Source organism: Neorhizobium sp. PAMB6630 (genome assembly GCF_058242775.1).
Genome location: NZ_JBZAYV010000004.1, coordinates 58578 through 82406, shown reverse-complemented (window position 1 = coordinate 82406; position 23829 = coordinate 58578). Strand labels below are relative to the sequence as shown.

Here is a 23829-nt window from a genome sequence, read left to right as displayed (position 1 = left end):
TTTTAAGCCGCCTAGCGGCCGTCCTTTCTTATTCCCGTAACTTGCGGTCACCTTCCACCCGCCGCGAAGAGCGAAGGGGGCAAGGGCGCAGCATGCAACTGACAAAAGTTGCAGCACATTACTGCGGCGAAGCTTCCCTTGCGGCCAACAGGTCGCAAGCGGCAGGACATGCGGGTCTCAATGAGACCCGCGGGGGAAATATTCATGCACGATCTCAAGATCGTCTTCGTCATTGAGTTCGTCGGATGGAAGGACGCCGAACTCTTTGCCGGATTTGAACAGGGTGACGGGAACCATTAGGATGCGGGAAAGCAAAAATGCGTGGCTTTGGGCGAGTGCAAGATCCTGTGCCATGTGAGAAACCTCCGTCCGGAGCGGGCCGATCCCGCTCGATGGCTCCTAAAAGGACCGGGAACGGTCGCGATCACCGCGAAGACGGAGGCGGAGCGGCGGCAGCTTGCTAGCCGACCCCGATACCGGGTTGATCGACGGAGATCCGGGCCTGGTCCAGGACGCCATCCATAAAGAGCGGGATTGGTTTGCTTCGGCGGGAATTGAGGTATCCGGCAGAGATGGTTCACGGAAGCCAGCTCAACATTTGTTGCCGAGCATCTTTCTGACCAGCCCACCAGTCAAAGACGGCCGGCTTTCTCCTGATCGGACAAGGCTTTGAGAACAGCAAAGTCCATCTCAGCGCGTGGCTCCATCAGGGCTATCTCGCTGGCGACTTTCGATCAGTGACAGAACTCGCCGAGATCACCAGTGGACCGGCTATGGAACGGACGGCGCTGTGCTTCGTAGTAGGATCCGGCTGGATCCGAAATTGCGAGAAGCCTGACATCAGCCTGCCATCGCCGCCTAATTGCCCGGCGATGTGGGAGCCGTCTTGTGAGCACGCGGATCATCGATCTCTCGTGACCGATGGCGATAGAAGCAAAACACCACAAAATCCGAACGATAGAGATACGGATTTAAATGCACTATTTCAATAGCTTAATGGAAAGCGCATAGTCATATTTATGGAACCTTTCGACTTATGCCGCTTACTCGGTTGGCAAAGCGAGACGGATCCACGAATTCCTATAAAATATTATCTGAACCGCATGCCTTCACAACTGCTGGCCATTGCAACTGGATCCAGCAAGCGATTCACGGTCCTAACAACCCGATCATTGGAAACGGTAGCCAAGCTGCCGCGCATTGCCATGTAGTCGGCAAGCATCGAACGCAGAGCGTTCTCCAACGCAAACACGAAGGGGTAGATCGACGAAAATTCTTTCACATTGCGGGTATAGATCCTGTGGAGCACGAGCCTCTGCTCAGGTGTCGGTATCTGCTGTAGAGCTTGGAGCTGAACCGCTTCGCGAATACTGCAGCTGTAATGCTAGTCGAGCCTCAGCGTGTGAACGATCTTCCAGTTCTCAATCGGCACGGATTGTGCCGAACTGATGACGGAGATGGCGTCAAAGCGGATGGTTTCACCTGAAAATTCCTGTTTGAGGGCGGCAAGTACGCTCGCTCGCTGCTCGGCCGTCACGCCATAAGCGAGCGAGATATGCGGCATGAACGTATCAACAGAGCCAGTACCGAAAGCCTCGACCGCACGGGTTTTAAGATGCTTGAGCCGACCGGCCGGTTCGAAGCCGGCATAGAGTGAGCGGAAGAACTGCGGCAGTCCGTGGATGATGGTGACGGGAGCCGAGAAGGCGATCTCCCCGGCAAAATTCCCATCGACAACACCGGCAAGATCTTGGGCTGTTCTTTGCATGTCCTCGACCAACGTCAGATGCGGCATGAAGCGCGGCGTACCGAGCTGGTCGGCGAGGCGGTTGACGGTTGCCTGAAGGCGTTCAAGATCGGAGGCTGCGGGTTGCAGCCAAATGGAATGCCAATCGCTCATGTTTTGATGTCCTTCGTCCTTCACTGGGCGAGCGATGTCCGGTCCACCTTCATCGACCGCACCGTGTCACGCATGATAAGCGGCACATCCAGCTGCGTAACGATTGGCGGAGCGGAGGGATTTGCCAGCCGCTGATCGAGAATGCGCAGGATTTCGCGGGCCTGTTTTTCGGCACTTTGCTGGAAGGTCGTCAGCCTGTAGGCGCCCCAGCTGGCCTCAGGGATGTCGTCGAAACCGATGACCGAGAGATCTTCGGGGAACCGCAAACCCAGCATGTTGCGGGCATAATCCATGAGCCCGAGCGCCATCAGGTCGTTAACACAGAACACGCCTTCGACGCGTCGTGCGGGAGAGAGCAACAGCGAGGCGGCCAGACTGCCACCCTCGTAATCCGTGCGCTCGGCCCGCTCCACGAAGACGTCTAGCCCTGCTGTGCGGGCGGCTTCGACATAGGCCTGCTCGCGCTCCAGGAGGTTGGGGCTGCCCACGGCCGAGGTGACCATGCCAACGCGCTGCATTCCTCGCGCCGCAAAGGCCTGCACGGCCGTGGCGGCGGCCAGCTTGTTGTTGACGCGGATGTGGTCAGGACCTTCTTCATTTCGGCCGATGGCAATGAGCGGCTGACCGTTGCGCTGGGCAAGCTCGATGAAGGCGCGCGATGGCATCCCCGATAGAACCACCGTGGCCTGGGCCCGATAGCGCAGCAGATTGGCGTGAGACGCCTGCCCGCTCGCAGTGCTATCTGTGGTAATGAGAACCGGCACGCGACCGCTTTCAATGAGCAGACGGGAGAGCGTCGAGATCTGCAGTGAGCGGAAGGGCGTTTCGGTATCGGAGGCGATCATGCCGACCAACTGGCTGCGGTTGGCGAGAAGCCCGCGCGCCAGATCGTTGACCTGATAACCCAATTCCTCAGCGGCGCGCATGACTTTCGCGCGCGTTGCCACAGATACGCTGGCGCCGTTGGTGAAGGTGCGCGAGACAGCGGAACGGGAGACGCCAGCGCGCTCGGCCACTTCATGGGCGCTGATATAGCGTGGCAGGCCTGAGATTTCCGTATCTTCTTTCTCCCGCATCAGCGTCCCACCTTGGAAAGCACATCCGCCTTGAGAAAACGTTCGATGACGATCATGAAGGCGATGGACGGAACCAGCAGGATGAGCGCGGTGATTGAGGCGATCTGGTAATTTCCACCCGAGCCTGCGGTGTAGAGCAGCAGCGGCAGGGTGGAAATATCGGGTGCACCGACGAAATAGGTGCCGGTAAATTCGTCGAGCGATTCCAGAAAGACGAAGATGGCGCTTGCCAGCAGGCCAGGGGCTGCGATCGGCAGCGTGATATCGCAGAAGGTTTTGAACGCCGAGGCACCCATGGAGCGTGCCGCTTCCTCAAGCTCGCGGTCAATAGCAGAAAAAGCCGCCGTAGCGATCCATACCGCATAGACGAGGCCATGCGTGACATGGACGAGGACGACGCCGACGACAGTGCCGTTCAGCCCCAGCTGATAGAAAAGACGCGCGATATTCACATAGACCGGCAGGTTCGGAAACGCCTGCGGGATCAGAAGGACAAGCAGGATGGCACCACGGAACGGCAGTTTCAGCCGCGCCAGCGCATAGCCCGCGGGGATAGCAAGGCCAATCGAGAAGATGACGGTGAGGCAAGCAATGATCACGCTCATGGTCAGCGACGTCGTGGCATTGCCGCGCGGGGAAAAGACGCTGACCCAATAGGAAAAGCCGTATTGCAGAGGTAGCGCATGGGGGAAATACCATTTCTCCGCAACGGCCCAGAGCACGAGATTGGTCAATGGGCCGAAGATCGCGAAGGCAAGAAGCCCGAGGCCAAGGGCCCGGGGTACCCACTTGAGGTCAATCATGGTCTTATTCATCGATGTTCCCTAATCGTCTGGCGTAGGTAGACCCATCCCACAAGGCTGGTCGTCAAGAGCGAGATGACGCCAAGTGCATTGGCGACGCCGTAATCTCCATAGGCGTTAATGCGGAAGGCCATGCTGGCGGTGATCATGGTCGGTGATTGCGCGTTGATCATCAGCGGCACGGAGAGAACCGACATCATGGTGACAAAGCTAAGGATGAGACCCACGAGCAGGGTGGGAAGCACCTGTGGCAGGATGATTTCGATGAGGATGCGCAACCGGCTTGCGCCCAGATTGCGCGCGGACTCGATCATCGAGCGGTCAAGCGAGGCCATCGCGCCAGCCAGTAGCAAGGTCACAAAGGGCGTCTGCTTCCAGACGAATGCAATCACAATGCCACGCCAATCGAGAAAGCTGGTTGTCTGCATGGGTGTCAGAATATCTGCCTGCATGAGAAGGCTGTTCATCAAGCCGTTCTTGGCAAGAAAGGTTCTCAGAATCTGACCGACGACGATGAACGGCACGAAAAGTGGCCAGCGGTAGAGCCAACGCAGGATCGCCACGGCGCGTGGGTTGGAGCCAAGGGTCAGATATCCGCCAATCGAGATGGACAGAAGCCCGATCAACACCGCAGACAGGCTGACGATCACAATCGTGAAGGCAATATCGCTACTGTAGAGTTCGAATGCCTTTTGAAAATTGGCAAAGCCGAACATGCCGTCCACCGAAAAAGCCCCGGTGATGGAGCTCACCAGAGGCACGATGAAGAGAAGCAGCACGATGACCAGCGCTGGCATGACCAGCAAAAGTCCGAGAAGCGGGATCGGCATGGGTTTCACCGAATTTATGTTTCGATCAGGTTTTGCCATTTCTGGCAGCAAGATTGCCGGGCGGCGATTTTCACGTCGCCCGGCAGGTATTCGATCAGTTGCCGACCTGGCGCTCGTACGCTTCGAGGATCGCCTTGTTGTAAGGTGCAATCGGGAAGGCCTTGCCGTTCTTGGCGAGGTCGGCCGGGCCGATATCGGTAAACAGCTTTTCCCAGGTTGCCTTGTCGAGCTTGGCCTGAACGTGTTGCGCGTCAATGCCTGGGTACCAGTTGAAGCGCTCGACAATGCCCTTGGCCTGGACTTCCGGGCTGGTGGCCAGGTTGACGAACTTTTCAGCCAGTTCCTTGTGCGGCGCCTTTTCAGGAATCGTGTAATGCATCGGCTGGCCGGGCATGCCGGGGGCGGGAAGAACCAGCTTCATGTCCGGCGGCAGCTTGCCGGTGGCCTTCCAGCTATAGAACATGTCAACCCAGACCGGGCCGATGGCGATTTCGCCGCGGCTCAGCATATCCAGCGTCCCGGCATTGCCGGGCGTCAACGTGGCATTCGTGGTGAAGTCCTTTAGCTTGGCGAAGGCCGGTCCCCACTTTTCGGCTTCACTTGCCTCGAATGGCCCCTGCTGCAGCTTCTCGCCGTCACCTGCAAAGGCGTAGATCCAGCCCATGACGAAGCTGACGCCGGAGGCGCCGCCCTTGATGCCGTTATAGCCGAACTGCTTGGGGTGTTCCTTGGCCCAGGCAACAAGCTCCTCGTAGCTCTTCGGCGGCGTTGCAACCAGCGCCGGGTTGTAGGCAAGGGCCGTCTGGCTGTTGAACATCGGCATGACATAGCCATCGACATTCGTGCCGAGCGCCATCTTGGCATTCTCGCGCGTCACCAGCTTGCCGCTCTCGATCTGGTCGCGGTACTTTGCAAGATACTTTTTCTCGACCATCGGACCGACGAACTTTTCATGCACCACGGCAACGTCGGCATCCCAGGTTGCAACGTTGGCGCCAGCCTGCGCGTCAAAACGCTCCAGGATTTTTTGCGATCCGGCATCACCGGGGCCTGTGCCAACGGCGCGAACCTTGACGCCGGGGTTCTGCTGTTCAAACAGCGGACCCAGATAGTCGTTGATGTAGTCGACCATGTTCTGGTCACCCGCCGTCATGACGGTCAGATCTTCAGCCATGAGCGGCGAGGTTGTCAGCCCGAGGGCGAGCAGGGAATAGGCAAGGGTTTTCATCTCATCAGTCCTTTTCGAGGTGATTACAGACAGTTGAAGCGTATGCGAGGCAGGGAAATGGTGTTGCAGGAGCCCTCAAAGGCTCCCAGGGCCACGCGATTAAGGGTGCTGGAAGATATAGAGCGCCGGTTCGGGCACCGTGATTTCGACGGCCCCCCCCTCTTCGAAGCGCGTAGCGGCATCCACAATCAGGCTGGTTTCACCGAGATGGACGACATGGCGCCAGAGCCCGCCGGGATAGCTGACCTGCGCAACGGTACCGGTCAGAACAAGACCATCCCGCTCCGAGCCGGACGCAGCATCCGCCGCGGTCATCCGCAACGTTTCGCTCCGAAAACGGGCAATCGCAGGCCCCGACGCAAGCCGTCGATCGCCGCGGTTGATCACGGCTTTGCGGTTGTTCCGGCCTTCGGAGATGCCAATGCTGTTGCCGGAAACCTCGACGTTGATCTCGACGATGTTTTCGGCACCCATGAAAGCCGCCACAAAGTCCGAGTTCGGCTGGTTGTAGACCTCCTGCGGAGTGCCGGCCTGAGCGATCTCGCCACCATTCATGATGACGATGCGATCGGCCATGACCATGGCTTCCTCACGATCGTGGGTCACGTGCACGGCGGTGATGCCCAGCCGGCGCTGCAATGCGCTGATTTCGTGACGAACAGTGAGACGGATGCGCGCGTCGAGGTTGGAGAGCGGCTCATCGAGCAGCAGGATGTCCGGATTGATCGCGAGCGCACGGCCAAGTGCAACGCGCTGGCGCTGGCCGCCGGAAAGTTCGGCCGGTTTGCGGTTGCCCAACGCTTGCAGTCCGAGGAGCGCCTTCATCTCGTCGATGCGCTGGCGAGCTGCTTTTGACTCAACGCGACGCAACTTGAGACCATAACCGATATTCTGATCGACCGTCATATGCGGCCAGAGCGCATAGGACTGAAACACCAGCGCCATGCCACGCTTGTCTGGCGGCTGGCGCGTAACATCGCGGCCGCCAATGGAAATTGTGCCCTCAGTGGGCGTGTTGAAACCCGCAACGGTTCGCAACAAGGTTGTTTTGCCACAGCCGGACGAGCCGAGCAGAGCGACGAACTCGCCCTTGCGCACGGACAGATCGATCCCCTTCAGGATCTCATTGTCACCGTAGCGCACGCGGGCGTGCGATATATTCAGGTAGCCTTCCATCGGTCCCTCCAATACCAATGAACATTGCACAGCTGTGCAACGATTTTATGACACCTTGCCCTGAGATGGCAAAAGGTGCCTCAACGCGTCTCCTCCCGAGACGCGTTAAGTGGTATGCGCATAATATCGCTGATCGGTTCGGCAAGGTCCGGAACGCATGCCAGCACAGGACCACCGTGCAGGATCTTTTCGCGACCTTCGAATGAGCAGACCCTCCCGCCTGCCTCTTCGACCATCAGCAATCCAGCCATGCAATCCCAGGAATTCATGTGGCGCTCGACGTAAGCTTCATTGCGTCCGTCCGCCACGTAAGCCAGTCCCAATGCGCCGGAGCCTGCTCGGCGAACGTTAAAGCCGAACTCAAGCAAACCATCCATCACGCCAAGATAGTCATGCTTTTCAATGCGTGAAGACCATCCAAGCTCCACCGTTGCAGCCTCCGCCGCAGCGACGCTGGAGACCTGAATCGGCCGCCCATTCAGTGTTGCGCCGAGGCCGCGCCGGGCAAAGTGAAGTTCACGCAGCACCGGATTGTAGATCGCGCCGAATTCGGCGCGCCCTTTTTCGACATAGGCGATTGCGATGCAGAAATGCGGGATGTTGCGGGCAAAATTGGCCGTGCCATCGATCGGATCGACGACCCAGAGTGTGGCCGCGTCGTCGCCGCCACCCTCCTCGCCAAAGAAACCATCATCCGGATAGGCTTCGGCAATGGCTTGGCGCAGGAACGCTTCGCAGCGCCCGTCAAACTCGGTCAGATAGTCTTGGCGGCCCTTCATCTGCACAGTTCGGACCTGCCCAAAGCCATGCATCACGAGTTCGCCCGCACGAATGATGATTTGCCTGCAGAAATCCACCTTGTCGTTGAGCATCCGCGTCATCCAGAAATGCGATGTATAATATTTGCACAGCCGTGCATTCTTGTAAACCGCTTCAGAAGAAGGTTTTGGCGTCACGACACGGAAGTGACGTTGTTGCACCGATCCGTTGGCTGCAGATATCAGGCTGTCGGTTTTCGCGTCAGTTTGATCCATTTTCCATTATGCGGCGATCCACTTACTCCAGATAAAATTGTTGCCGGACAATCGACTACACCGGATCTGGTGGGACAACGCGAAATGGAAAAGCGGGTTAAATCCTGCTGAAACTCAACAGCACGATGCCATACACACCATCGGCTAAGGAAACCGGTGTTCCTTGCCGCTTAGCGGCGTGGCGTAGACCACAGATCCCAAGGCGATCTCAAAATCACCGGGCACGCGGGCGACGATCTGCTTCAGCGTAGGGTGGTCGAGGTAGACGACGGTGTCTGCGCCAAGCCGCTCGATATGGCGCACCTGACCCTGCCATTTGCCCTCGCTCTTTGACAGCGCAAGATGCTCGGGGCGGATGCCGTAGGTGGCGCAACCCTCTGCGGCGGCAATCTCGCCATCGTAGAGGTTCATTTTCGGCGATCCGATAAAGCCAGCGACGAAGGGGCTGACCGGATTATTGTAGAGATCCATCGGGGAGCCGACTTGTTCGATGTGTCCAGCATTCAGGACCACGATCTTGTCGGCCATGGTCATCGCCTCTACCTGGTCGTGGGTGACGTAGATCATGGTGGCGCCGAGTTTGGCGTGCAGGTCGGTCAGTTCCATGCGCATCTGTGAGCGAAGCGCTGCATCGAGGTTGGAGAGCGGCTCGTCGAACAGGAAAACCTTGGGATTGCGGATGATCGCACGCCCGATCGCGACGCGCTGGCGCTGCCCCCCTGACAGAGCCTTCGGCTTACGGTCGAGGAGATGGGTGAGCTGCAGGCTTTCCGCTGTCTTATCAACTTTCTCGGCGATCTCGCCCTTAGGTCGCCCGGCAAGTGACAGGCCGAAGCCGATGTTCTCGCGCACCGTCAGATGCGGATACAGCGCATAGGACTGGAAAACCATCGCAATCCCGCGCTTCGACGGCTCGGCATGGGTCACGTCCTCGCCGTCGATCACGATCTGGCCCGAACTCGACGTTTCCAGCCCCGAAATCATCCGGAGCAGCGTGGACTTGCCGCAGCCGGACGGACCGACGAAAACGCAGAACTCGCCCTTCTCCACCGTCAGATCAATGCCCTTGATGACCTCGAGGCTGCCGAAGCTCTTGCGGATGTCCTTGAGAACGACACTGGTCATGCGACTATCCTTTGACGGCACCGGCGGTCATGCCGGCCACGATCTGGCGGTTGAAGAAGATGTAGACGATAAGCGGCGGGATGGTGACCAGCAGGATGTTCATGAAGAGCAGATTGAACTGCGTCTGGAACTGGCCCTGGAAGTTATAGAGCGTGAGCTGCACCGTCACGTTTTCCCGGCCCGGCAGGTAGTAGAGCGGGTTGGTAAAGTCGTTGAAGATGGTGATTGATTGGACGACGATCACCGTCACCGTGACAGGTTTCAGCAGCGGCAGGATCACCCGGAAGAAGATCTGCAAGGGCGTTGCCCCGTCGATCAGCGCCGCCTCATCGAGGTCGCGGGGGATGGTCGCTATAAAGCTGCGGAACAGGAGCACGGAGAAAGCCAGCCCATAGGCAACCTGGATGAAGATCATGCCGGTGATCGTCTTGAAGAGACCGATGGACTGCAGCACCCAGATTGTCGGCACGACTGCAGGCGGTATCATCAGGCCCGCGAGCACAAAGCCGTAGATCACCTTGTTCCAGCGCGAGGGACGTCGCTGCAGGACATAACCGACCATGGCGCCAAAGAGCACGAGCAGTGTCACCGCAAAGACCGTGATGACGGTCGAGTTGAAATAGGCGAGCAGCAGCAGATAGTTGCGGGTCTGCAGAACCTGCAGGAAGTTTTCCCACAAATGCCATTCAACAGGCCAAGTGAACGTCAGGCGTGAGGCGTCCTGGCGGTTTTTTGCTGCCGTCAGGAAAATAAAGACGAAGGGCAGGATGAAGATGATGGACGCAAGGGCGAGCGAGACGATCCCCGTGGAGAGCTGACGACGGGTCATAGATCCACCTCCCGGCGATTAAACCACGCTGTGAGCGGCAGGATGATCAGCGCAATCAAAAGGAAGAGGATGACGTTACCAGCCGTTGAGAGACCATAGAAGCCAGCCTGGTATTGCTTGTAGATGACGCTTGCGAGCACATCCGAGGAAAAGCCCGGGCCGCCCCGGGTCATGGCCCAGATCAGATCGAAGCTGCGAAGGCCGCCGATGAGAGAGAGCGTCACCACGGTGACGGTTGCCGGACGCACCAGGGGCACCGTAACGCGAAAGAACATCTGTGTGCGGGTGGCACCGTCGATCCGTGCAGCCTCATAGTAATCCTGGCTGATCGTTGCGAGACCGGCAATATAGATCAGCGTCGCAAGGCCGACCCCTTTCCAGAGATCGACAAGGATGACCGAGTAGAGCGCCAGCGACGGATCGGTCAGCCAGCCTGGACCTGGAAGTCCGATGGCACTCAGCGCCACATTGATCATGCCGTTCGTCGGATGCATCAGCACCGCGAAGGTGATCCCAATTCCGATGGTCGACACGAGGACGGGAAAGAAGACGATGGTTCTCAGAAACCCTTGAGCCCATATTCCCGATGTCAAAAGCACGGCGAGCAGCAAGCCAAGGACGGACTTGGTGGCCGACGTTGCGATCGCATAGATCAGCGTGTTGACTGTGCCCTGGATCAGGAAAGGCTCCCGCAGGAATTGCCGGTAGTTCTCGAAGCCGATGAACACAGCCGAGAACAGGTCCCACCGCGTCAGACTGAACCAGAAGGACGCGAATGTCGGTGCTAGGAACAGCACCGAAAACACGATGGCAGCCGGCAGCACGAACCAATAGGGATAGGGGGATTTCTGCGTAACCATGTCTCTTCTCCGATGCAGATCCCGCCCGGATCTGGGAGACCGGACGGGGCTCGACTGGCGGGAGGTTACCAGTTCGGCAGGCCGAGTTGCTTGGCCTGCTTTTCGACATCCCGGTCGTAGAGTGCAACAGCTTCGGCAGCCGGACGGATGCCGGAGCCGACTTCTACCGTAATCTGCTCGAGCGCCGGGCCTTTGACCGGTGACAGGAATTCGAGCGCAGGCGCAGTGCCACCCTCGGCTTCGAAGTAGGGCAGCATGTCCTTGACGGCCTGCGGCACATCGGCGGGAAGCTGGCAGTCCTTGATCAGATAGGGCCCCGAGGGAACAGCCTTCGCCATCAGTTCGCAGGCTTCCTTGGAGGCAACCCAATCGAGGAATTTCTTGGCTTCTTCGCCGTTCTCTGCACTGGACGGACTGTAAAGCGCAGATGGCATCCAGACAGTCAGGCCATTCTTTGCGGCATCATCGCCCGGCTGGGCGAAGAAACCCAGATCAGCCAGATTGTCCGGATAGTTTTGTGCGACGTTGCCGATACCGAAGGTCAGCATCGGATAATGGGCCGCCTCCCCTGTCGCCACCATACGCATGCCGTCATCGAACTTGGCAGCACCGAAATCGGCGTTGAACAATCCGGCCTTCCCGGTCTGCTCGAGGCGTTCGAAACCCTTGGCAGCCGCGGGTGTCGTTGCGAATTTTGCCTTGTTCTCGGTGAAGTCCTTGGCAAAATTCGGGGCTGCCGCGTTGACGTTGTAGTAGTCGGCCAGCACGAAGAGCTGGGATGTCCAGGTGTCGCCGTAGGTCTGAGCGATGCCGACTTTACCGGCCGCCTTTGCCTTCTCGCTGTTGGCGATGAAATCGGCCCAGGTCTTTGGCACTTCTAGCCCGAGTTCTGCGTAGATCTTCCTGTTGTAGAAGATGCCGCCGCCCATTGCGGGGCCGAAGGGAACGCCGCGCACGCTGCCATCCGCGGCGCTGACGACCGGCTTGAAGTTCTCGGAGATATTGCCTGCGTTCGGCAGACCGGAGAGATCGGCCAGCGTATTCTCCGGCTTCAGCGCCTTAAACAGCGAACCGGTGTTGTACTGGAAGATGTCAGCCATCTCGCCGGTTGCAAGTCGCGTCTTGACGATATTGTCCCCTTCAGCCCCCCCTGCGCGGTTCTCGATGTCGAAACTGATGTCAGGCCGCTTCTCGCTGTAGGCCTTGGTCAAAACATCCAGAAAACTCACCGTTTCAGGATTGGTATCCGCCAGGATGGAGAGCGTTACGTCGGCATGGGCGGCACTCGCCAGAAGACCGGCAAGCGATGCGGCCAGGATTGTTCTTGCAGTCATTCTCATGGTCGTTTCCTCCTCTATTGACCACTTGATCATTCACGGGCCCCGGGCAGCGCCCGCGGCCGCATCAGATGCTGAACGTAATGATGTGCTCTCCCGCCTTGAGGTCGATATCCATCTGGCTTTCGACGGACTGTCCATTGACCGAGACGTTGCTGCGGATGCTCGCTGCCTTCAGCGACGCGGCGACCCCTTGCGGAAGCACGACGCGATAGGTCACCTGATCTCCCACCAGGCTCCACTCGGCTTCGATCCTGCCTTGCCTCACATCGTGCCAAGCCTTGACGGGCGACAGCGCCGGCAAAATTGCCGGGTCCAGCTCAAGGTTTGAAAAACCTGCACCTTCTGGCGTCAGCTTCAAGCCGGCGACATCTTCAAACAGCCACTGGCAAACGGCGCCATAGGCATAATGGTTGTAGCTGTTCATATCCGGATCGTAGATCGAGCCGTCCTCGGCCACCGCGTCCCAGCGTTCCCAAATGGAGGTAGCACCTCGTTCCACCTGATAGAGCCAGCCCGGCACTTTGCGATTGAGGAACACTTTCTCGGCGAGTTCGAGCATGCCGAGACGAGTGAGCGCCGGAAGCAGCGCGGGTGTGCCGATAAATCCTGTACCGATGACGCCATCGGTTTCCTCAACCACCCGGCGGAAATAGGCCTTGCCCGCCTCCTTGTAGTCATCGGGGACGAGACCATGCAGGAACGCCAGCGCCCAGGACGTCTGGTCGTTATGCGCGATCCGACCGGAGGGCGAAAAGAACTCTGTACGGAAGGCGGCGCGGATTTCCTTCACACGCTCGTCCAGGCGGCGTGCCTCGTCGTCACGACCGAGGATGCGAGCGATACGGGCGGCGATCTGTGTCGAGATGAAATGGTAGAGAGTGGCGGCACAATCGTCAGCGACGGTCTGTCGCGGCTTACGGTTATCGCCGACGGGCTGAAGCCAGTCGCCAAAGGTGAAGCCGTGATCGCCCCACTCGGCCGGTGGGCGGATGATCGGGCCGTTGGAAATGCCCCAGAGATAGTCGAGCCATTTGATCATGGCCGGGAAGCACTCCGCCAGAACCTCCCGGCTGCCGTAATGCAGGTAGAGCTGCCAGGGGATGATGACGATCGCATCGCCCCAACCGGTCGAGCCTGCCCAGTCGCCGCGCGCATCGATCGGATGCAGCCGCGTCGGATCGGGCGAGAAGTGCGGAACCGCACCATTCCTCCGCTGGTCATGCATGACGTCGCGAAGATATTTGATCAGGAAACGTTCGCTGTCCGCGAGCCAGCAGGCGGTGCCTGCGAAGACCTGTGCGTCTCCCGTCCAGCCGAGGCGTTCATCGCGCTGCGGGCAGTCCGTGGGGATCTCGATGAAGTTCGATCGCTGCGACCAGATGGTGTTTTCGACGAGCCGATTGACCGCGGCAACGCCTGTGGTGATGCCACCGGTGGCGACCGGTACCGAGCTGATCGGCACCATCTCGATGGAAAGGAGGCTGACGTCTCCTTTGAGTGTTACCCGGGCATAGCGAAAGCCCATGAAGGTAAAGAGCGGGGCATAGGTTTCCTCGCCTTCGTCGGACAGGATGTAACGCAGCTCGGCGCGAGCGCTGCGATAGTTTCGGTTGTCGAAAGCCTTGTCCGGTCCGAGGATCTCGGAGTGCTCGACGCGGACCGACGCGCCCGGCTTTCCGCTGACGCGGAGCCGAATGTACGCGCCGGCATTCTGACCGAAATCATAGAGACTTCTGCCTTCTGCATCCTGCCACTGATCGATCGGCACGCGCGGTGCGAGCTCCTTCACCGCGTCCGCCTCGTGCGGCACGAGCAGGCCTTTGTCGAAATCGAGCAGGTCTATGCCAGCTTCGGCGCGAGGCTGTATGCGAGCATCGTAATCTTCGCCGAAATAGATACCGTTGCGCGTCACCCGGGAGAAACCGCTCTTCCAGCTCGAATCGGTGACCAGCAGTGCTGCACCGTCCGCCTCGATTTCGGCGATGGCCGCAACGCGGTCACCCCAGCAATTGAAGATCGGGTTGGAGGCCCAAAGCAACTGGCTGCGATACCAGCCGTCGCCAAGCCAGATCTCGATCCTGTTTTCGCCGACCTGAAGAAGCTCGGACACCTCGTAGATCTGATAGGCGATCCGGTCGTCGTAGCAGGTCCAGCCTGGCGTTAGGAGATCCTCACCGACGCGCTTACCATTGATGAAGGCGCGGTAGAGACCGAGCGCAGAAATCCTCAAAGTTGACGTCGAGGGGAGGCTATCCACCTGCCAGGACGTCTGCACGAAGGTGCCGTCCGTCCCCTGCCCCTTGTCAATCTCGGGCGCAATCATCTCAGCTCGCGCAAACGGCTGACTACCGGATACCATAATCGAGCCTGCCAGAGAGGGCCTGTCCATCATGTCTCTTCTCCCGCCGATGCATACCCATCGGGCCGCACCGTTCATTTTGTGTATCGTTCTATGTATATCATTCTACAAACTCGTTTGCCGCGCAAGCACTTTTTGCATATAGTATATATCGGGATCATGCGCAGACGGGATTATCCATGGAAAAACAGAAGCTTGGCCTACCGACGGATCGCGTGACGATCCGCCATGTCGCCGAGCATGCGGGCGTTTCGGTGGCCGCCGTGTCCAAGGTTCTGCGTAATGCCTATGGGGTCTCAGATGCCCTGCGGACCAAGGTCGAAAACGCCATCGACCTTTTGAAGTATCGTCCCTCCACAGCAGCGCGCGCCATGCGTGGCCGGACTTACACTGTCGGCATCCTTGTCGTGGAACTCACCAACCCGTTCGTCCCGGTTCTCCTCGAAGGGATCGATGCCGGGCTGGCAGAGGCGAATTATAAAGCGATGGTCGGCGTCGGCCGCGCGGCCTCCAAGCTTGAGACATCGATGATCGAGTCGATGATCGACACCAGGATGGATGGCTTAGTCCTGATCGGGCCGCAGATCTCTGGAAGCGTGGTGGCGCAATATGCAAAACAGATCCCCATCGTCGCCATTGCCCATCACGAACCCCAGGCGATCTTGTACGACACTGTCAATTCGGACGATTTCGCGGGGGCGCAGATGGCCGTCCAGGCTCTGGCATCGCGGGGCTACAGCGATATCGCCATGCTGAGCTACGACCGGTCGGACAGCCCCAGTTCTGTCGTCGCGGTGCAGCGTGAGGCGGGGTACGAGGCGGCCATGGCTGCGATCGGATTGGAAGACAAGACACGGATCATCCGCCATCCCCATCCGAGCGAACCAAGGACGAACGAGCTGGCGGCCTTGCTCTCTTCGAAAGACAGACCGCGGGCGATCTTCGCTTGGTCAGATCTCGATGCCATTCCGCTGCTGGCGGCCTGTCACGAGGCGGGTGTCGACGTCCCCGGCACCCTTGCCGTCATCGGCTACGACGACTGTTCGCTCGCAGGACAGCCGGCCGTCAGCTTGTCGAGTATCAATCAAGACCCACACGCGCTCGGTGCCCGCGCCAGCGAGTTACTGCTTAGCCGCATCGAGGGGCGTGAAGAGGCGCAGCATGTGGTGGTCCAGCCGACGGTCTTGCTCCGCCGCAGCGCCTGATTTCGTCGGGGCAGCGTGCGTGAACGCAACTGGCTGAATGAATTGCCTTGCCAGTAATCGCCTTTGGTCGCGAGCGGCTGATGAACAGCGAACGCGGTTCATCAGATACGGAGTTTTGAAATGCTGGGTTTTGGCGGTGCGGATGCGAAAGCCGTACTTGAAGCAATGAGCAAGTCACAGGCCATCATCGAATTCAAGCTGGATGGCATCATTTTGACGGCCAACGAGAATTTCTGTCGTGCGCTGGGCTATCAGTTGCAAGAAATCGTTGGCAAACACCACCGGATCTTTGTTGACCCAACAGAAGTGAACTCGCCTGACTACCGAGACTTCTGGGCAAAGCTGTGCCGTGGTGAGCACGATAGCCGCCAGTACAAGCGTATTGCGAAAGACGGCAAGGAGGTCTGGATCGAGGCTTCCTACAACCCCGTGCTCCGCGGCGGAAAGCCATACAAGGTCGTAAAGTTCGCGACCGATATCACATCCCATAAACTGAAGGGTGCCGAAGACAGCGGAAAGCTAGATGCTCTTTCTCGGGCTCAGGCTATAATTGAGTTTACGCCGGACGGCGAGTGGACTTGCCTCGGAAAAGTGGAGAGGCATTTTCAGATCAAGCGGCCAGTCTCTCGAACTGTGCGGGGCTTAGGTAGTTAAGCGCCGAGTGCCGACGGGTGGGATTGTAGAAGCCATCGATATAGCGGGCAATGGCATTTTCAGCCTGGTTTCGGGTTTGATAGATCGTCCTCCAGATCAGCTCTGATTTCAACGTCTTGAAGAACGTTTCGACCATGGCATTATCATAGCAATTTCCCTTTCCCGACATTGAGATCAAAATGCCTTTGCTGCGCAGGAGCGCCTGATAGTCGATAGAACAATATTGACTGCCACGATCGGAATGATGGACCAGGCCAGGCTTTGGACGCCGCATGACAATGGCCTTGCGAAGAGCGTTGAGTGCCAGTTCGCGGTGCAGCCGGTCACCAACAGCCCAGCCGACGACGCGGCGAGAGAACAGGTCGATGACGACGGAAAGATACAGCCAACCCTCGCGGGTCCATACGTAGGAAATATCAACACCCCATTTCTGATTGGGGCCGATTGCGGCGAAGTCCTGATCGATGATGTTGGGTGCAATCGGGAAAGCATGCTGGCTGTCGGTCGTGCGCTTGAACCGACGCTTCTGCCGGGCATGCAGGCCATTGTCTCGCATCAGCCGTGCTGTGCGCCTCCGACCAATGGCAAAGCCACTGTCCTGCAATTCCCGCGTCATGCGTGGGCTGCCATAGGTCTCGTGAGACAGCGCATAGGCCGAGCGCAGATGCGCGAGCATCACCATGTCCTCGCGCTGCCGACGACTTGCTGGCCGGTCTTTCCAAGCGAAATAGCCACTCTGGCTGACGCCCAAAACTTTGCAGAGGCGGTGTGCGGGGAATTCATCTTTCGCCTCGTCGATGAAACGGAACTTCATCGACTTCCCTCCTTGGCGAAAAAAGTCGCGGCACGCTTCAGTATCTCACGTTCCTGCCGAAGGATTTCGTTCTCCCTGCGCAACCGTTTCAACTCGGCCGCCATGTCCTCGGTGGCAGCGGATACCGCCGGCGCATCCATCGCCCGATCACGGCTACGACCGATCCAGCGCACCAGCGTCGATAGGCCGACGCCCAGGTCCTGTGCGATCTCACGCTGAGTCCGCCCGCTCGTCTGCGCCAGCCGCACCGCTTCGGTCTCAAATTCCTTCGTAAAATTCTTCTGCTTCGGCATTCCGGTTTCCTTTCAACTCAAGAAAACCTCTCCACTTTTCCGAGGCAAGTCCACTTCTGGCCTTTTCCAAGACACGCACATCCTGGGAGCAGGACCTTTTCCGCCGTATCTACACCCAGCCGGATTTGACCAGCGCCGACCTCGATGAGGTCCTAGCGCTGGTCAAGATCACCGGATCGATCGAAGGTATCGTGTCTTCCGCGGAGGCGCTCCCGTTGACCGTGGAACACGTCCTTCACAGACCGCCGAACGCTCCGGCAGTTGTTCTTGGCTCGGTTGGGGACGTCCGCAATGCCATGCAGCTCGCAACCGGGCAAACGTTGACGTTCGCCATGGAGGGAATCACCGTCGTCTACGGCGAGAACGGCAGTGGCAAGAGCGGGTATTGCAAGCTGCTTAAGCAGATATGCCGGGCGCGCAGGGAGCGCACCGACGACATCGTGCTCGAAAATGCCTACGCGACGGGAACCAGGGGCAGGCCCGCGCTGAAGGTCAAGTTTCAGGTCGGAACGGACGATCCGACCCACCAAGACTGGGAAAGCGGTTCCGCACCACCGGAGGCGCTATCGAGGATAACGGTGTTCGACAGTCGCCTCGCGCCGCTCTACGCGGACAGGCAGGACAAGATCGAATTCCTTCCTGCGGGCCTCGACGTCCTGCCCCGCGTGGTCAAGGCTTGCGAGGAACTCATAGCGCGCCTCGCCGCCGAGATCGACCCGCTACGCAAGGTGGTCGCCACGGCGCTTCCCGAAATCCCTAAAGATACCCCGCAAGCTCTGGCGGTCGCGAAGCTCGTGGAGAAAACCCCAATCACGCAAGTCCCGACCGAGGCGGCGCTGCGTGATCTAGCTTCGTGGACAGAGGAAGACGACCTGGAGGAAGCTCGGATCGAGGAGGAAATCCGCAGTGACCCCGCGGCCCGCGCCAGAGAGAAATCCCGCGGCGCTGGTATCTTGGCAGGATATTCCACGGAGGTTGGCTCTGCCGAGATACTACTATCGGCTGCCGCGATCGGGAAGTTGAACTCGAAGATACAGAGTTACAACGCATCTAAGGAGGCGGCGGCTCTGGCAGCGATTGCAGAATTTCAAGACGACCCCTTCGCCACCGTGATCGGCTCCAACCCCTGGCGACAGATGTTCGGCTTCGCCGAGGAGGTCTACAAGACGACGTTTGGATGTGCCGAGCTCCCGACCCATGGCGAAAGCGAGGTCTGCCCACTTTGCGCGCAAGGTCTCAATGGCACGGCGTTCGACAGGCTTGACCGCTTTCGCAAGCTCGTGAGCAACGCCGCCGCAAACGACGCGGCGGAAAAGCTGAAGGTCGTCAAAGAAGCGCTGAAGGCGCTAGACGACCTCAAGCTGTCGACGCCCCAGCAGATTCGGACCTCTTTGGCTCCCTTTGGGCCGGAGGGAAGCGAGGATGGGCTGTTAGTGGAAACAATCGCGACATGGGCCGCCGCCGCCGGGACGCTTCTCGTAACAGCCATCGCGGCCGTGAAATCGTACTCGGTCATCGCTGACACCACGCTTCCCGAGGGCATTCCAGAGACGCTGAAGATGTGGCACGAACGGCTTCAGTTGTCCGCCTCCGGTGACATGGAAGCCGCAGCCGATCCCGACAGGATCAGCAAGCTCAAGTCGAGCCTACTGGACCTTAAGGCGCGCAAGGCGCTGCACGACAACATTGATCTTATCCTTCTCCGGCGGACACAGGTCATCGCTTTGATCAAGCTGTCAGGGTGCATAGCATCGAGACACTCTACGGCCATATCCAACAAGAATACAGAGCTTTGCGAGAAACACCTCACGGAAGACTTCAGGACGCAGCTTGTCGCCGAAATCAAGGAGCTTGGAATCGACTACCTCCCGGTTGTCGTCAGAGGGAAAACAGACAAAGGCGTGAGCTATGTCGGTCCTGACCTGACGAAGTCGATCACCGCCAAGACTTCCAATATTCTGAGCGAAGGTGAATTTCGCGCGCTCTCGCTCGCATGCTTCTTCGCGGAGGTCAATTCGATAGACGGCCATGACGGCATCATCCTCGACGATCCGGTCTCGTCGCTCGACCATCGGCACGTCCGTCAGGTCGTGTCGAGGATCGTCAGGGAGTCGAAGAAGCGCCAGGTCATCGTCTTTACGCACGAGTTGAGCTTCTATTACGAACTGTGGCATCAGGCGATGGAGGCATCGGTCCCCCTTGCCCGACATTGGATCGTCAAGACCGAGGAGCACGGCTTCGGAACGATCCGAAACGGTGCGTCGCCGTGGCAGGCGAAGAGCACGAAGGAGCGGCTGACCCACCTCGATACCCAACTGACGGCACTCTTGGCGTCGAAAGACCGCACGTCGGAAGCATACGAGCGGGGGATTACGGACATGTACACTGGTCTACGCGAGACCTGGGAACGCCTGGTGGAAGAATGGCTGCTCGGCGGCGTGATTGGCAGGTTCCAGCCCGGGGTTCAAACACAGAAGCTCAACAGCGTCGAAGTTAGGGAAGAGGATTTTACAACGGTCTCCTTCGGCATGCGCAAGGTATCCGAACTCTCCGGCCACGATTGGTCGAAAGGCCGCCTGCCCGCCGTGCCGAGTCCTGACGACATGAAAGCGGAACTCAAGAGCCTCCGAGGATACTTCGACGAGCTGAAAAAGCGCGGTGGTGAACTGGCTTCGAAACGGAAAGCATTGGTCAACGGGCCGACTGTCGGTAAGGTTATGGCCTGAGCCTACATTCGTCAAAAGCACGAAGCTGTTTGCGCCCTGGCGAATACAGGCGACTATCATGACCGGGAGTTCATAATCCCAAGAAATACGGAAAGCATGAGGGTTAACCAGATGTATCTCGAGGCATTTTCTGCGGCCGCGCTCCATGGACAGCTTCGTACAGCATAGATTCCCTATCCATCTATCGTCGGCTAGATTACCCCCCACGCCCGAAACCTCCCCCTGCCCGTCATCTCCCTCAAGCCCAGCTCCAAAACAATCCTCCGCGCCGCCTGCGGCGTGACGTCGAGCGTTTTCGCCACCATCCCGGCCGACACCAATGGCTTCGCCATCACCAGGTCGACGAGCTCGGGCAGCTTTGAAGATGTCCGACGCCCCTCGAGTTTTCGGTCCATCATCGTTTTCGCCAGCGTCAGCCGGTCATGCTCCTTCATCCCGATCTCAGCGGTCGCCAAAAATCCGTGGGCGATGGCGAGCAGCCGAATTTCGCGATCGCGATGCCGGCGCCGATCGACCGGAATGGTTTTCAGGCCAAGATTGATGGCAGCGAGATGCACCCCAGTGGAGACGCCCGCTTCCCGCAAGATGGAGGCGGCCAGCAGCCAGCCGAGCCAGGGAGCGTGCTGAAGCACGGAAAGTTCGTTCCAGGCGTCGAGAGCGACGATTGCCTGGAGCACCGCCGGCAAGTCTTGAGCCTTGCGCAGGACGCCGCGCCATTCGTCGAGCCGCGCTTCCTCGTCCCAGTCGAGATCGTAGATCATCGGATCTTTGTCCTGAGCGCTGCCACGGCCGGGCCGTTTGGCATTCTCGATCGCGGCCGACGATCGGGCCAACGTCGCATCGATGGCAGCAAGGTCGACGCCGGGGAGATCGTCCACGTCATCGACATCCTCCCCCTCCCCTTCCGCATCAATGGCGACAGCTCTGCGCACCGTGCCGGCGGCCTCCGCCGCCTCTGTACCGGTCAACGTGATCTCCGACGTTTGCCGCAAAGTTCGGATACCCTCTGCGGACAAGGCCCAGTCCGGCAACTGTGCAGCGATGCGACGGCGGGTGCGCAGCACGTCGCGGGCGATTGTCAGCTCGTGGGTTGGTGTGCGAATATCCCGCGTGGCGTCGTGCAGGACGAGGTCTTCCAGATGGACGAGCTCGCCGTCGATCCACAGCGAAGCGCAGGCGTCAACGAAGTGGGTGCGCTCGATCCAGCCGGCGCCGATCGCCGAACGGGCGATGCGTTCGTCCAGACGCGCCAGTTCGATGCCGGCGCGAAAAGCCGGCTCCATCAAGGCTGTCATGCTGATTTTCGCGAGATCGTAAGCCATTGAAATTATGGTAAATGATTTCTTAAAGGAACTCTATATGAATTTTACGGTTTGCCACATGGTATGATTGTGGGTTGGCGCTCTAACCATCGATAAGTAACCCTTATCGGAAGTGATTGATTTGACGGCTCTGAAAGCTTAAAGTCGCAGTCAACAACGGCGAAGATCAGAGCTGGACGCGCGAATTTCGATGACAGACAACTGGATGAAGAACAGCTCAGTCGCTGCGAATGGTCGCCTTGTGACGCTGGCTTCTCGCGAGCTCAACAAACCGACGTTTCACCTCTTCGAAGAGCGCCGGAGGCAGCGGCCCGTGATATCCGCTCTCGCTATCAACAGGGCGAACATCGGGCCCCGGCCAGACGAAACGATTGCTTTCGATCAGCACGATCCAGGATCGCTCGTCATCGAGACCCAGGCGGCGTTTGGTGGCCGGCGGGATTTCGATCGCATCTCGGGGATCGGATGGTGGGGAATGGGTGATCGGCAGGACACGTACTGCAGGTGTCCCGTCCTGAAGCGTCGCAACAATGGCCAGCACGAGAGCCGGGCGATCCTTGTCCCCCTCCTCTCGTCCGTCCAGATGCTGCCAATGCCAGAGATAGGAATAGCGAAAGACCCAGCCGACCTTGGGTTCAATCGGCAGCATTCTTGTCCATCAGCAGTTCAGCATTGAGATGATCCAGGCCCGGCTCCATCGTCGAAGCCTCGATCGCGGCAAGTTCGTCGTCACTGATCGCAGCCGTCAGATCGACCCGACGGTCCCGCTTGGCGAGACGAAGGTAATCCTCATAGGCCATGAGCACCGTGCGCGGCCGGCCGTTCTTGGTGATGATGACCGGCTCTCGCACGGCCGCATCCTGGTATGCGCCAAAATTCTTCGATACCGCAGCTGCTGTCACAATCGACGTCATGGCAGATCTCCTTTGTTCCGGAATATACGGGCTTTCCGGAACTTTTGCAAACCTAGTCGTACCGCGGGGCGCATGCCATGACGCGAAAGCCGCCGGTATCACTGCCGACGAACGAGTCGGTGTCGCGGCGTTTGGAAGAATTGGACACGATCGCCGCCGTTCTGCCATTGGAACGCCGAGACGAACTCGCCGAGCTGCTTACGGATCAGGATGTCGAGACACTCCGTCATCTCGTCAACGAGGGCATGGGCACGAACACGCTGCGCGCGCTTACCTCAGATCTCGCCTATCTACAGGCTTGGTCTTTGACAGCGACCGGCCGCTCCCTCCCCTGGCCTGCTCCTGAAGCGATGCTGCTGAAGTTCATCGCTCATCATCTTTGGGATGCGGAAAAGCGCCTGGCGGATCCCGAGCACGGAATGCCGGCCGATGTGGAGAACAAGCTTCGTCTCCAGGGCTTTCTTCGATCATCTGGTCCCCATGCGCCTGATACTGTACGCCGGCGCCTTGCCACCTGGTCGACGCTGACCAGATGGCGTGGGTTGCAGGGTTCATTCACCTCCCCTGCCCTTAAATCCGCCATCCGGCTGGCGGTCCGCGCAACGCCGCGACCGAAGAAGCGGAAGAGCGCGAAAGCCTTGACGGGCGACGTCCTCTCGAAGCTGATTGGCACCTGCCGGACCAACAGCCTGCGCGATATCCGGGACAAAGCGATCCTGATGGTTGCTTTTGCGTCCGGCGGTCGGCGTCGCAGTGAAGTGGCAGGCCTTCGAAAGGAACAGTTGGGCATGGAAGCGCCAATCCCGGTTGAAGGGTCAGCTCCCCTGCCCTCGCTGTCCATCCATCTCGGTCGCACTAAGACCAGCGGCGCCGACAACGAAGAGGTTGTCTACCTCACTGGCCGGCCCGTCGATGCGCTGAATGCTTGGCTGGCGCTCGCCAGGATAGACAAAGGCAGTGTGTTTCGCGCCATTGATCGCTGGGGAAATGTCTCAAAGCGAGCGCTGGATCCTAAGGCCATCAACGACATCGTCAAGCAGCGTGCCGCCATGGCCGGGCTGAACCCTGCGGAGTTTTCCGCCCACGGCCTGCGCTCCGGCTACCTTACCGAGGCAGCCAATCGCGGCATTCCGCTGCCTGAAGCCATGGAGCAGTCACGCCATCGATCCGTCCAGCAGGCATCGCAATACTACAACAGCGCCACCAGACGGAGCGGAAGAGCAGCAAGACTTATTGACTGAGAAGCGAATCGGCATCGGCTATAGCCGAATGGTTTAGGCAAAACTCGCCTCCCGCAAATTCGGCGCGGTTCAGTTTACACCCGTTCCACTTCACTGTGAC

Annotated in this window: 20 protein-coding genes and 1 pseudogene; 4 read left to right on the top strand and 17 right to left on the bottom strand. The window is 59.0% G+C overall.

Annotated elements, in window-relative coordinates; translation table 11 throughout:
* Positions 1-177 precede the first annotated feature (177 nt).
* From AC4CWF_RS27155 to AC4CWF_RS27095, 13 genes are all read right to left on the bottom strand, one after another.
* On the bottom strand, positions 178-354 hold the full coding sequence (locus AC4CWF_RS27155; protein ID WP_491288298.1) for a hypothetical protein: 177 nt from the start codon (positions 352-354) through the stop codon (positions 178-180).
* 1030 nt (positions 355-1384) lie between these two features.
* Complete coding sequence (locus tag AC4CWF_RS27150; RefSeq protein WP_491288296.1) at positions 1385-1900, bottom strand: haloacid dehalogenase; 516 nt, start codon at positions 1898-1900, stop codon at positions 1385-1387.
* Positions 1901-1920: 20 nt separating this feature from the next.
* On the bottom strand, positions 1921-2976 hold the full coding sequence (locus AC4CWF_RS27145; protein WP_491288294.1) for a LacI family DNA-binding transcriptional regulator: 1056 nt from the start codon (positions 2974-2976) through the stop codon (positions 1921-1923).
* Entirely contained in the window at positions 2976-3791 is an 816-nt protein-coding gene (locus AC4CWF_RS27140) for an ABC transporter permease (protein ID WP_491288292.1), read from the bottom strand. The genes AC4CWF_RS27145 and AC4CWF_RS27140 overlap by 1 nt, the downstream gene beginning before the upstream one ends.
* Positions 3788-4609 (bottom strand): ABC transporter permease, encoded by an 822-nt coding sequence (locus AC4CWF_RS27135; protein ID WP_491288290.1) that lies wholly within the window; start codon positions 4607-4609, stop codon positions 3788-3790. The genes AC4CWF_RS27140 and AC4CWF_RS27135 overlap by 4 nt, the downstream gene beginning before the upstream one ends.
* A 94-nt stretch (positions 4610-4703) precedes the next feature.
* Positions 4704-5837: an ABC transporter substrate-binding protein gene (locus AC4CWF_RS27130; protein WP_491288288.1), complete on the bottom strand. Its 1134-nt coding sequence runs from the start codon at positions 5835-5837 to the stop codon at positions 4704-4706.
* Positions 5838-5936: 99 nt separating this feature from the next.
* Complete coding sequence (locus AC4CWF_RS27125) at positions 5937-7013, bottom strand: ABC transporter ATP-binding protein (protein ID WP_491288286.1); 1077 nt, start codon at positions 7011-7013, stop codon at positions 5937-5939.
* A gap of 80 nt (positions 7014-7093) precedes the next feature.
* Positions 7094-7894 carry an inositol monophosphatase family protein gene (locus AC4CWF_RS27120; protein WP_491288394.1) on the bottom strand — a complete coding sequence of 267 codons (801 nt, stop codon included), beginning with the start codon at positions 7892-7894 and terminating at the stop codon, positions 7094-7096.
* Between the two features lie 297 nt (positions 7895-8191).
* Complete coding sequence (locus tag AC4CWF_RS27115) at positions 8192-9172, bottom strand: ABC transporter ATP-binding protein (protein WP_491288283.1); 981 nt, start codon at positions 9170-9172, stop codon at positions 8192-8194.
* Positions 9173-9176: 4 nt separating this feature from the next.
* Positions 9177-10001: a carbohydrate ABC transporter permease gene (locus AC4CWF_RS27110; protein WP_491288282.1), complete on the bottom strand. Its 825-nt coding sequence runs from the start codon at positions 9999-10001 to the stop codon at positions 9177-9179.
* The gene (locus AC4CWF_RS27105; protein WP_491288280.1) at positions 9998-10861 is read right to left on the bottom strand and encodes a carbohydrate ABC transporter permease; all 864 of its coding nucleotides are present in this window, start codon (positions 10859-10861) and stop codon (positions 9998-10000) included. Before AC4CWF_RS27105 ends, AC4CWF_RS27110 begins: the two co-directional genes overlap by 4 nt.
* 65 nt (positions 10862-10926) lie before the next feature.
* On the bottom strand, positions 10927-12201 hold the full coding sequence (locus AC4CWF_RS27100) for an ABC transporter substrate-binding protein (protein WP_491288278.1): 1275 nt from the start codon (positions 12199-12201) through the stop codon (positions 10927-10929).
* Between the two features lie 64 nt (positions 12202-12265).
* Positions 12266-14590: a family 78 glycoside hydrolase catalytic domain gene (locus AC4CWF_RS27095; protein ID WP_491288392.1), complete on the bottom strand. Its 2325-nt coding sequence runs from the start codon at positions 14588-14590 to the stop codon at positions 12266-12268.
* Positions 14591-14739: 149 nt separating this feature from the next.
* Between AC4CWF_RS27095 and AC4CWF_RS27090 the strand changes: the two genes are divergently transcribed.
* Both AC4CWF_RS27090 and AC4CWF_RS27085 read left to right on the top strand, forming a co-directional pair.
* Complete coding sequence (locus AC4CWF_RS27090) at positions 14740-15765, top strand: LacI family DNA-binding transcriptional regulator (protein ID WP_491288276.1); 1026 nt, start codon at positions 14740-14742, stop codon at positions 15763-15765.
* A 120-nt stretch (positions 15766-15885) separates the two neighbouring features.
* Positions 15886-16338 (top strand): annotated as a pseudogene (locus AC4CWF_RS27085) (PAS domain-containing protein); the annotation flags it as partial.
* Between the two features lie 37 nt (positions 16339-16375).
* Here the strand turns inward: AC4CWF_RS27085 and AC4CWF_RS27080 are convergent.
* A protein-coding gene (locus tag AC4CWF_RS27080; RefSeq protein ID WP_491282487.1) for an IS3 family transposase occupies positions 16376-17526 on the bottom strand; the annotation gives its coding sequence in 2 pieces (ribosomal slippage) (positions 16376-17259 and positions 17259-17526; 1152 coding nt in all).
* A gap of 125 nt (positions 17527-17651) precedes the next feature.
* Between AC4CWF_RS27080 and AC4CWF_RS27075 the strand changes: the two genes are divergently transcribed.
* Positions 17652-20252 (top strand): AAA family ATPase, encoded by a 2601-nt coding sequence (locus AC4CWF_RS27075; RefSeq protein WP_491288275.1) that lies wholly within the window; start codon positions 17652-17654, stop codon positions 20250-20252.
* A 191-nt stretch (positions 20253-20443) separates the two neighbouring features.
* On the opposite strand, the gene AC4CWF_RS27070 is transcribed toward AC4CWF_RS27075, so the two are convergent.
* The 3 genes from AC4CWF_RS27070 to AC4CWF_RS27060 form a co-directional block, all read right to left on the bottom strand.
* Complete coding sequence (locus AC4CWF_RS27070; protein WP_491288273.1) at positions 20444-21574, bottom strand: RHE_PE00001 family protein; 1131 nt, start codon at positions 21572-21574, stop codon at positions 20444-20446.
* A gap of 217 nt (positions 21575-21791) precedes the next feature.
* Positions 21792-22223 carry a plasmid maintenance toxin (PemK-like) gene (locus tag AC4CWF_RS27065; protein WP_491288272.1) on the bottom strand — a complete coding sequence of 144 codons (432 nt, stop codon included), beginning with the start codon at positions 22221-22223 and terminating at the stop codon, positions 21792-21794.
* Entirely contained in the window at positions 22210-22488 is a 279-nt protein-coding gene (locus AC4CWF_RS27060) for a type II toxin-antitoxin system Phd/YefM family antitoxin (protein WP_268159870.1), read from the bottom strand. Before AC4CWF_RS27060 ends, AC4CWF_RS27065 begins: the two co-directional genes overlap by 14 nt.
* Before the next feature lie 77 nt (positions 22489-22565).
* Between AC4CWF_RS27060 and AC4CWF_RS27055 the strand changes: the two genes are divergently transcribed.
* A complete protein-coding gene (locus tag AC4CWF_RS27055) occupies positions 22566-23729 on the top strand; it encodes a tyrosine-type recombinase/integrase (RefSeq protein WP_491288270.1) in 1164 nt (387 codons plus the stop codon).
* The last annotated feature ends 100 nt before the right edge of the window (positions 23730-23829 follow it).